Below are 9,187 nucleotides of genomic sequence, written 5' to 3'. Positions count from 1 at the left end.
TCGATGCCGGTCATGCCCGGCATGCGGATGTCGGACAGGAGGAGATCGAACGCGCCGTTCTCCTCGGCCAGAATGTCCACCGCCATCTCGCCGTCCTCGGCGACCAGCACCTCGTGGCCTTCGAGGCGCAGGGCACGCGCCACCAGAAGCCGGATGCCGGTGTCGTCCTCGGCGATCAAGATTCGGGCCATGGTGTCCTCTTCCTCGCATCCGCCGGAAAGCACCGGCCGGACAGGGCAAGGCCCGGTCCGTGGCACGGAGTATGCGGGGCGATCCTTGTCCGAACCCTTACCGAACAGGGCTAACCGTTGGTGAAGGCGCTCCGCGCGCCCTCAGCCCTTGAACTCGACCGTGGTCTTCGCCGGCTGGACGAGCTTGGCAAGCGCCTCCGCGTCCCAGTTGGTCAGGCGGACGCAGCCGTGACTGCCGGTCTTGCCGATCTGCGAGGGCTCGGGCGCGCCGTGGATGCCGTAGGTCGGCTTCGACAGGTCGATCCACATCGCGCCGACCGGGCCGTTCGGGCCGGCCGGGATGGTCAGCTTCTTCCGGTTCTTGCCCTGCTGGAAGTTCTTGTCCGGATCGTACTCGTAGGTCGGGTTCGGCGCGCTGCCGTTGACCTTCATCGTGCCGCTCGGCGAGGGCGTGTCCTCGGAGCCGATCGTGGCGGGGGCCGACATCAGGACGCGATTGTCCGCATCAAAGGCGAAGAGTTCGCCCTTCGACTTGTCGACGACGATGTGGTTGACCTTGCCTTCCGGCGGCGCACCGGGGTCGGCGACGATGAGCTTCGTGTCTGTGGACTTGAAGTCGGCGCCGGGGTTGAGCGCCAGAAGCAGCTTCTCGTCCATGTGGAACCGCTCGGCGAGCATTTCCGAGGGGCCGCGGTAGCAGAGGCAGTCGAGCTTGGCCATCGCGCCGTAGTCCGACGGGATCTCGGAGATGTAGCGCTGGTCGATGTCCTCGCGCGTCAGCTGGTAGGTCTTCACCGCCGCGCCGCCATCCACTGAGAGCGCCTTCCAGAGCGCTTCGTCCACGACGCCGTCGACGCTCATGTCGTGCGCCTCCTCGTAGGCGCGGATCGCCTTCTCGGTGTTGCCGCCCGAACGGCCGTCGATCACGCCCGGCGACGCATGGGCGCGGTCGAGCAGCACCTGAACGCGGATCATGAACGGATCCGGCGCGTCCTCCGGCTCGGCTTCGGCCTCCGCTGGCGGCTCGGCGGTCGGCTTTGCGGTCTCGGAGCCTGCCGGCGGGGCTGGTTCGTCGCCGTCCTCGACCGGGCCGGCGTCGTCGCCGTCGGACGGCTGGTCGGCCGGGTTCTCGGCCGCGGCATCGGCGGCCTGCTGCCGCGCCGTCCAGTCCTCGAAGGTCGCCCCGTTGATCGCGCCTTCCGAAAGATCGGGCATCGGGGGCGCTGCGAGCGCGCTCTCGCCCATCGCCAGGACCAGGGCGAGGGTGATCCATGACGGCTTGGGCATTGGCGTCGTCTCCTGATCCGATTGGAGGCGACAACGCGTCAGCGACGCTGCGGCTCCACGCGCACGAGCGCGCAGAGCCTTAAATGTCGCAAGGCCGCGTTCAGTCCACGACCCGGCCGACGAAAGGAAGCTCGCGGAAGGCGTGGCCGACGTCCATGCCGTATCCGACCACGAAGACGTCCGGGCAGTCGAAGCCGACATGCTCGGCCTCGATCGCGGCCGCGCGCTTCATCTTCTTGTCGAGGAGAACCGCGATCTCACAAGCGGTGGCACCGCGCTTCAGCATTAGGTCGCGCGCGAAGAGGAGCGTGCGGCCCGATTCCAGGATGTCGTCGACGATCAGCACCTTGCGGCCCTCGATCGCGCCCTCGACGTCCCGCACGATCCTGACGTCGCCGCCGACGGTGCCCGCGCCATAGGAGGAGAGGGAAATGAACTCCATCTCGGGCGCGACGCCGTGGCGATGCAGCGCGCGGATGAGGTCGGCGGCGAAGACGAACGAGCCCTTCAGCACGGCGACGACGAGGAGATTCTCCGGCTCCTTCGCTGCGATCTCGGCCGCCATGCGGTCGATCTCGCGCGCGATGGCCTCCTCGGCGAAGAGGACCTCGAGTTCGCGTCCACGCACCTCGATCATCGGATCACCTGCGGGGCGGCTGCGACGCGCACGCTCGGCTCGGTTGCGCCGTGGCGCGGGGGCTCGCCTGGCAGGAGCGTGAAGACGGCGAGCGCCGCCAGCGCGACGCCCGCCGGGAGCGCCAGAAGGGTCAGGCCGGGCGTCGGGGCTCCGAGCCGGGCCGCGGCATCCAGCGCCGCGCCCCAGCGGGGCATCGAAGGCGACGTGAAGGACGGGCGGCCGCCCGTGGCGCCGCCCGATACGACATGGCCCTCGATCACGAGGCCGCGGGCGTTGCGCCAGTCGTCCTGATGCCGGCTGCGGCGGGTTTCGCGGTGGATCGGCTCCATGCCGCCCTCCTTCCGAGTGGGATCGCGCGCGAGATCGGCGCGACAGGTCAGGATTCGGTAAGCTCCTATGGTTAACGGAAGCTTGTGGGATGACGAGCGCGGCCCGAATGCGGCCGGAATGATGGATCAGGGACGGGGTTCGGCGCCGGGCGGCGCGGGCGCGAGAGGGAGGCCGGGGCGGCTTGATACGGTTCGAGAACGTGGGCTTGCGTTACGACATGGGACCGGAAGTCCTGCGCGACCTGACCTTCGAGATCCGGTCGAAGTCCTTCCAGTTCCTGACCGGCCCGTCGGGGGCCGGCAAGACCAGCCTCCTGCGCATGCTGTTTTTGGCGCTCAAACCCACGCGCGGCATGATCACCGTGCTCGGCAAGGACGCCTCGACCCTCAAGCGCACCGACCTTCCGGCGATCCGCCGTCGCATCGGCGTCGTGTTCCAGGACTTCCGCCTGCTCGACCACCTCACGACATACGAGAACGTCGCGCTTCCCCTGCGGGTGCGCGGGCGCGAGGAAGCGAGCTACCGGCGCGACGTCGAGGACCTCATCAAGTGGGTGGGGCTCGGCGAGCGCATGGACGCCTCGCCCGTGGTGCTGTCGGGCGGCGAGAAGCAGCGCGCGGCGATCGCGCGAGCCCTCATCGACCGGCCCGACATTCTTCTCGCCGACGAGCCGACCGGCAACGTCGATCCGCCGCTCGCCCGCCGCCTCCTGCGCCTCTTCATGGAATTGAACCGCACCGGCACCGCGGTCGTCATCGCCACCCACGACCTCGGCCTGATGGACCAGGTCGAGGCGCGCCGCCTGATCCTCGCCGAGGGGAGGCTGCAGATCTATGACTGATCCGCGCGCCCTTCTCGCGTGGTGGCGCGCGCGCGCCGAGGCGCGGCCGACCCCGATCGTGCCGCCCGGCAACGTCGCTGGCCGCGCGCTCCTTACCGTGATCGCCATCATGACCTTCCTCGCCAGCCTGACGCTCGGCGCCGTCACGCTGGTCGCCGACACGGCGGCCGACTGGCAGAGCGAGATCGCGCGCGAGGTGACGGTGCAGGTCCGGCCCGACGAGGGGCTCGACATGGCCGCGGCGCTGGCGAAGGTCCGCGAGACCGTGCTCGCCGTTCCCGGCGTGGTTTCGGCGAGCGCGCTCGACGATGCGGCGACGGGCCGGCTCTTGGAGCCCTGGCTCGGCGAGGGGCTCGATCTCGACGAACTGCCGGTGCCGCGCCTCGTGATCGTCGGCATCGACGAGCGCTCGCCGCCCGACTTCCAGCGCCTGCGCGAGGCGGTGCGCGCCGCGGTGCCCGAGGCGAGCCTCGACGACCACCGCGCCTGGGTCTCGCGCCTCGTCTCCATGGCCCATGCGACGGTGCTGATCGGGATCGCGATCCTCGGCCTCGTGATGATCGCGACCGTTCTCACCGTCGTCTTCGCGACGCGCGGCGCGATGACGGGCAACCGCCACATCATCGAGGTCCTGCATTTCGTCGGCGCGCGCAGCGGCTTCATCGCGGGCGAATTCCAGCGCCACTTCCTGAAGCTCGGGCTGATCGGCGCGGTGACCGGGGGCGCCTGCGCCTTCCTCGTGTTCCTGGCGATCGGCCAGTGGACGCGGGCCAACCAGGCGACGCCCGAGGCCGACCAGATCAGCGCGCTGTTCGGCTCCTTCGCCATCTCCTGGTGGGGTTACGGCGGCACGGCGGCGCTCGTGGTCTTGATCGGCGTCTTGACCGCACTCACCTCCCGCATCACGGTCACCAGCCAATTGGCCGCGATCGACATGCTGTCGCCGGTGGACGGATGAGAATGAACACGAACGACCGCTCTGACGGCGAGGCGGTGCGGTGACGATACGGACGGAACGGCGCAGCCGCTGGCCGCGCCGCATCGCATGGCTCGTGCTGTTCGCGGTGCTGGCGAGCGGCGCCTATCTCGTCGGCGGCTTCGCGCGCTTTGCGAGCGACGTCGCGGCCCTGTCCGCACCGCCGACCGCCGCCCATGCCGACGGAATCGTGGTGCTGACGGGCGGCGAGCAGCGCCTGCGCAAGGCGATCGGGCTCCTGCGCGAGGGCGAGGGGCGGCGGCTCCTGATCAGCGGCGTGAACCGCGACACGAGCGCGGGCGCCATCGCGCGCGCCACCGGCACCGAGATGGCGCTGATCGACTGCTGCGTCGACCTCGACTACGAGGCGATGGACACGATCGGCAATGCCGAGGCGACGGCCCGCTGGGCCAAGGAGCACGGGTTCTCGCGGCTCCTGCTCGTCACCAGCGACTACCACATCCCCCGCTCGCTCCTCGAGATGAGCGGCGTGTCCGATCCGCCGGCGATCGTGCCCTATCCCGTGTCGCCGGAGAAGCTCTGGCGGCGCGACGGCTGGCCGACGCGGCTCGGCCTGCGCCTTCTCGTCACCGAATACGCCAAGGTGCTGGTGGTGAAGGCGCGGCTGGCGACGGGCGTCGATCTCTCGACCTTGGGCGGCAGCGCGCATCATCGCGTGGCCGAGCGGTCGGACTAGGCGCTGCGCCCGGCTTCCCCTCCGCCGCCGCACCCCTTAAGAGAGGGCGCCCGCCGATGGGTCGCCGCACTTCCCGAGCCTTTCGCCCGATGATCACCCTGCGCTCCGTCCTGTTCCAGGTCCTGTTCTACACGCACCTGATCGGGCAGCTCCTCATCAACCTGCCGGTCTTCTTCCTGCGCTCGGAAGAGGCGCGCTGGCGCACCGTGAAGGGCTGGGCCCGCAACAGCCTCTGGCTGCTGCGCCATGTGGCGCGAACGCATTCCGCGGTCGAGAAGGCCGACCTCGTGCCGAACGGCCCCTGCATCGTCGCCGCCAAGCACCAGTCCTTCTGGGACGTCATCGTCCTCCTTCTGGCGGTGGAGCGGCCGACCTTCATCCTGAAGAAGGAGCTGATGGGCATTCCGGTCTTCGGCTGGTACGCGAAGAATCTTGGGATGATCCCGGTCGATCGCTCGCGCCGCGCCGCCGTCCTGCCCTCGCTCCTTGCCGGCGCCCGCAAGGCGGTGGCCGAGGGACGCCAGATCGTGATCTACCCGGAAGGCACGCGCTCGGCGCCCGGCACCGCGCCGAACTATCGCCCCGGCATCCACTATCTCTATGCCGAACTGGGGCTGCCCGTCGTGCCCGTGGCCCTGAATTCCGGCCTGTTCTGGCCGCGCCAGGCGGTGCGCCGCGAGCCGGGGACGATCCGGGCCGAGTTTCTCGAGACGATCCCGCCGGGGCTGGAGCGTGAGCCGTTTATCGCGGAACTGCGCGACCGGATCGAGGCCCGCTCGCTCGATCTCGTCAAGCGCGCCTATGCCGAGCGCCCGGACCTGCCGAAGAGCGATCTGGTCAGGCGTCTCCTCGCCGATGCCGATCCCCATCCGGTGGTCGAGGAGCGGGCGCCGGCGGGCACGCAAGGGCTCTAGAGCCGTGCCGCGACGCTCTCCAGCCAGCGGTCGCTGAGGCCGAGCGCACGGATTTCGGCGAGCGCGGACAAGACATAGTCGCGGTTGGCGCCGGACTGGCCGTGCGAGCGGCCGACGAGCGCCGCCGCCGTCTCCACCGACAAGCGGCCCGCATACTGCGTGTGGCCGCGGTCCACGACATAGGCGAGCGCGCGCACCGGCCGCCCGTCGAGAAGGCGCACCGGCAGGGTCGTCTCGAGATAGACGCTGGTGACGAGTTCGCGCTCGCGAAGATACGCGATCGTCGCCTCGGCGCTGGTCGCCGCCACGCGAAATGCCATGCCGACGCAGGAGCCGCCCCGGTCGAGCCCGAACACCAGTCCCGGCCGCTCCGGGGTGCCACGATGGACGTGGGAATAGATGCAGAGCGAGCGGTGGAAGCCGGCGAGGCGGGCCTTGGCGCGCTCCTCGTACTCGAAGCCCGGCCGCCAGATCAGCGAGCCGTATCCGAACACCCACAAATCGTCCATCGCTCTTGCCATTCCCGTTCCCGGCGCTTCATGAAGGCGCCGGTTCGGCCGTGCAGAAAGGATGCCGGGATGGCAAGGTCAAGGGCGGATGAGGAAACGGGCCGTCGCTCGGGTGCGGGCAGGGTCTTCGCGGGTGTCGCGATCCTCGTCGTCGTCTTGGCGGCCGCCCTCACCGGCGCGTGGTACTGGCTGGCGGGCGAACTCGACCGCCGCGTCGCCTCGGCGCTCGACGCGGCGGCGGGCGGCGGCACCACGATCACCTGCGACAACCGCGGCGTCTTCGGCTACCCCTTCCGCATTGGCCTCTCCTGCGACAGCGTCGGCGTCGACGCGCCGGAGAACGGCATCCGCCTGTCGGCCGGCTCGCTGCGCACGGCGGCGCAGGTCTATCAGCCCTCACACATCGTCGCCGAACTCGCCGGCCCCTTGCGCGCCAGCGTTCCCGACCTCCCCACCATGGAGATGAGCTGGGCGCTCGCGCAAGGTTCGACGAGCCTCTGGAGCGAGGGGATGGAGCGTGTCTCGATCGCAGTCGACCAGCCCGTCCTGTCCATCGTCGGCGAGGCGGGGGCGCTGACCCCGCTCGCCCGCTCGGCGCGACTGGAGACGCATGCCCGCCAGAACGGCGCGGGCCTCGACTTCGCCCTGTCGGATACGGGCGTCGTCGCCACCATCCCCCCGATCGGCGACATTCCCGCCTTCGATCTCGCGGCCGACCTCACTGTCGACGGCGCGGCGGACTGGCTGCGCGACGGGGTGCCGGGCGGCCGGATCGGCCCGGCGCTGCGCGGGCAAGCCGGCCTCATCCGCACGCTTCGCCTGACCTCCTCGGTCGGCGCGACGGTCGACGTCTCCGGCCCGTTCCGCGTGTCGCAGACCGGCGAGATCTCGGGCGACTTCCGCCTGGGGCTGCAGAACCCGCAGGCGATCGCGCAGCTCGTCTCCGTGCTCGTGCCCGGCACCGCCGGCATCGCCTCGACGATCGCCGGCGGCATCGGTCTCGTCGGGCGTCAGGAGAACGGCGAGACCGTGCTCGACGTCGCGGTGCGCGACGGTGAGGCGCGCCTCGGGTTCATACCCCTCGGCCGCCTGCCGCGCATCTGACGAGAAGCCTATTCGCCGGGCGCGCCGGCCTCGTTCCAGGGGTCCTTGCGCGGCTTGAGGCGTCCGAAGTTCGCCTCCTCCGTGTCCTGGCCGGCCTGCACGATGGAGCGCCGGATGGCGCGCGTGCGGGTGAAGAGGTCGAACAGCGCCTCGCCGTCGCCCCAGCGGATCGCGCGCTGCAGCGAAGCGAGGTCCTCCGAGAAGCGCGACAGCATCTCCAGCACCGCCTCGCGGTTGGTGAGGAAGATGTCGCGCCACATCGTCGGGTCGGACGCCGCGATTCGGGTGAAGTCGCGAAAACCCGACGCCGAGAACTTGATGACCTCGGACTGGGTCACGGTCTCGAGGTCGGCGGCCGTGCCGACGATGTTGTAGGCGATGAGGTGCGGCACGTGGGAGACGATCGCGAGCACGAGATCGTGGTGCTCGGGCGTCATCGTCTCGACCATGGCGCCGGTCGCGAGCCACAGGGCGCGCAGACGCTCCGTCGCCGCCTCGTCGGTCTCGGGCAGGGGGGTGAGGATCGTCCAGCGGTTCTCGAAGAGCTCGAGGAAGCCAGCGTCCGGGCCGGACTGCTCGGTGCCCGCGATCGGGTGGCCGGGCACGAAATGGACGTGGGGCGGCAGATGCGGCTGCATCTGGTCCACCACCGCCTTCTTCACCGAGCCCACATCCGAGACGATCGCACCCGGCTTGAGGTTCGAGGCAATGGCCGCCGCCGCCGCCCCGCACGAGCCGACCGGCAGGCACAGGATCACGAGGTCGGCATCGCGCACGGCGTCCGCCGGATCGAGATGGTAGCTCGTGCCGAGCCGAAGTTCCTCGGCGCGGCGCAGCGTCGCCTCGCGGCGCGTGGCGATCGAGACGTGGCGCGCAAGGCCCCGGTCGCGGATGTTGATCGCGATCGAGGAGCCGATCAGGCCGACGCCGATCAGCGCGATCTTGTCGAAGAGCGGTTCCGTCATTTCGCGAGGAAGTCCTTCAGCGCCGCGACGACGCCCTCGTTGGCCTCGCTCGAGCCGACCGTGAGGCGCAGCGCGTTGGGGAAGCCGTAGCCCGCCACGCGCCGCAGGATGAAGCCGCGCTCGGTCAGGAAGGCGTCGGCATCGGCTGCGGTGCGACCGGCCTCGTCGGGGAAATGGACCAGCACGAAGTTGCCGACCGAGGGCGTCACCCGCAAGCCGAGCGCCGAGAGCTCGCGCGCCAGGCGCTCCAGCCACGCGTCGTTGTGCGCGACGGTCTTCTCGACATGGTCGCGGTCGCGGATCGCGGCGGCGCCCGCGGCGATCGCCATGGCGTTGAGGTTGAACGGCCCGCGAATGCGGTCGAGCGCGTCGACGATGGCTTCGGGGGCCAGCATCCAGCCGATGCGCAGCGCGGCGAGCCCGTGGATCTTCGAGAAGGTGCGCGTCATCACGACGTTGTCGAACTCGGCGACGAGCTTCTCGCCCGCCTCGTAGTCACCGCGCCGGACGTATTCGGCATAGGCCGCGTCGAGCACGAGGAGGACGTGCCCCGGCAGCGCGGCGTGCAGCCGACGAACCTCCGTCTCCGGCAGGTAGGTGCCGGTCGGATTGTTCGGGTTGGCGAGGAACACGATCTTGGTGCGTGCGGTGACGCAGGCGAGGATCGCGTCGACCTCGGCGCGCTCGTCACGCTCGCGCGCGACCACCGGCGTCGCCCCGGCGGCGCGGATGTAGA

At 70.3% G+C, this 9,187-nt stretch carries 12 protein-coding genes; 5 read left to right on the top strand and 7 right to left on the bottom strand.

Going from position 1 to position 9,187, the window contains the following annotated elements; all coding sequences use genetic code 11:
* The 4 genes from QZ753_RS11360 to QZ753_RS11345 form a co-directional block, all read right to left on the bottom strand.
* On the bottom strand, positions 1-191 hold a 191-nt coding region (locus QZ753_RS11360; RefSeq protein ID WP_294643802.1), incomplete at its 3' end, for a response regulator.
* 141 nt (positions 192-332) lie between these two features.
* Positions 333-1,478: a L,D-transpeptidase gene (locus QZ753_RS11355; RefSeq protein ID WP_294643800.1), complete on the bottom strand. Its 1,146-nt coding sequence runs from the start codon at positions 1,476-1,478 to the stop codon at positions 333-335.
* A gap of 100 nt (positions 1,479-1,578) precedes the next feature.
* Positions 1,579-2,115 carry a hypoxanthine phosphoribosyltransferase gene (gene hpt, locus QZ753_RS11350; RefSeq protein ID WP_294643799.1) on the bottom strand — a complete coding sequence of 179 codons (537 nt, stop codon included), beginning with the start codon at positions 2,113-2,115 and terminating at the stop codon, positions 1,579-1,581.
* Positions 2,112-2,444: a hypothetical protein gene (locus QZ753_RS11345; RefSeq protein WP_294643797.1), complete on the bottom strand. Its 333-nt coding sequence runs from the start codon at positions 2,442-2,444 to the stop codon at positions 2,112-2,114. Before QZ753_RS11345 ends, hpt begins: the two co-directional genes overlap by 4 nt.
* A 182-nt stretch (positions 2,445-2,626) precedes the next feature.
* On the opposite strand from QZ753_RS11345, the gene ftsE reads away from it, so the two are divergent.
* The 4 genes from ftsE (at position 2,627) to QZ753_RS11325 (ending at position 5,873) form a co-directional block, all read left to right on the top strand.
* Positions 2,627-3,286 carry a cell division ATP-binding protein FtsE gene (gene ftsE / locus QZ753_RS11340; RefSeq protein WP_055893141.1) on the top strand — a complete coding sequence of 220 codons (660 nt, stop codon included), beginning with the start codon at positions 2,627-2,629 and terminating at the stop codon, positions 3,284-3,286.
* Complete coding sequence (locus QZ753_RS11335; RefSeq protein ID WP_294643793.1) at positions 3,279-4,244, top strand: ABC transporter permease; 966 nt, start codon at positions 3,279-3,281, stop codon at positions 4,242-4,244. The genes ftsE and QZ753_RS11335 overlap by 8 nt, the downstream gene beginning before the upstream one ends.
* Before the next feature lie 40 nt (positions 4,245-4,284).
* The gene (locus QZ753_RS11330) at positions 4,285-4,959 is read left to right on the top strand and encodes a YdcF family protein (RefSeq protein ID WP_294643792.1); all 675 of its coding nucleotides are present in this window, start codon (positions 4,285-4,287) and stop codon (positions 4,957-4,959) included.
* 89 nt (positions 4,960-5,048) lie between these two features.
* Positions 5,049-5,873 carry a 1-acyl-sn-glycerol-3-phosphate acyltransferase gene (locus QZ753_RS11325; protein ID WP_294643790.1) on the top strand — a complete coding sequence of 275 codons (825 nt, stop codon included), beginning with the start codon at positions 5,049-5,051 and terminating at the stop codon, positions 5,871-5,873.
* On the opposite strand, the gene QZ753_RS11320 is transcribed toward QZ753_RS11325, so the two are convergent.
* Positions 5,870-6,382 carry a gamma-glutamylcyclotransferase gene (locus QZ753_RS11320; RefSeq protein ID WP_294643804.1) on the bottom strand — a complete coding sequence of 171 codons (513 nt, stop codon included), beginning with the start codon at positions 6,380-6,382 and terminating at the stop codon, positions 5,870-5,872. The two genes, QZ753_RS11325 and QZ753_RS11320, sit on opposite strands and share 4 nt — an antisense overlap.
* A 69-nt stretch (positions 6,383-6,451) precedes the next feature.
* On the opposite strand from QZ753_RS11320, the gene QZ753_RS11315 reads away from it, so the two are divergent.
* Entirely contained in the window at positions 6,452-7,486 is a 1,035-nt protein-coding gene (locus QZ753_RS11315; RefSeq protein ID WP_294643789.1) for a DUF2125 domain-containing protein, read from the top strand.
* An 8-nt stretch (positions 7,487-7,494) separates the two neighbouring features.
* On the opposite strand, the gene QZ753_RS11310 is transcribed toward QZ753_RS11315, so the two are convergent.
* A complete protein-coding gene (locus QZ753_RS11310; RefSeq protein ID WP_294643786.1) occupies positions 7,495-8,451 on the bottom strand; it encodes a prephenate/arogenate dehydrogenase family protein in 957 nt (318 codons plus the stop codon).
* Positions 8,448-9,187: histidinol-phosphate transaminase (locus QZ753_RS11305; RefSeq protein ID WP_294643784.1), on the bottom strand; the 740-nt coding region annotated here is incomplete at its 5' end. The genes QZ753_RS11310 and QZ753_RS11305, both read right to left, overlap by 4 nt.

The sequence above is a fragment of the uncultured Aureimonas sp. genome (assembly GCF_913775355.1).
In the GTDB taxonomy this organism is placed as follows: domain Bacteria; phylum Pseudomonadota; class Alphaproteobacteria; order Rhizobiales; family Rhizobiaceae; genus Aureimonas.
Note: the sequence above shows the minus strand (reverse complement) of the source record. Positions and strands in the feature narration are given on the sequence as shown.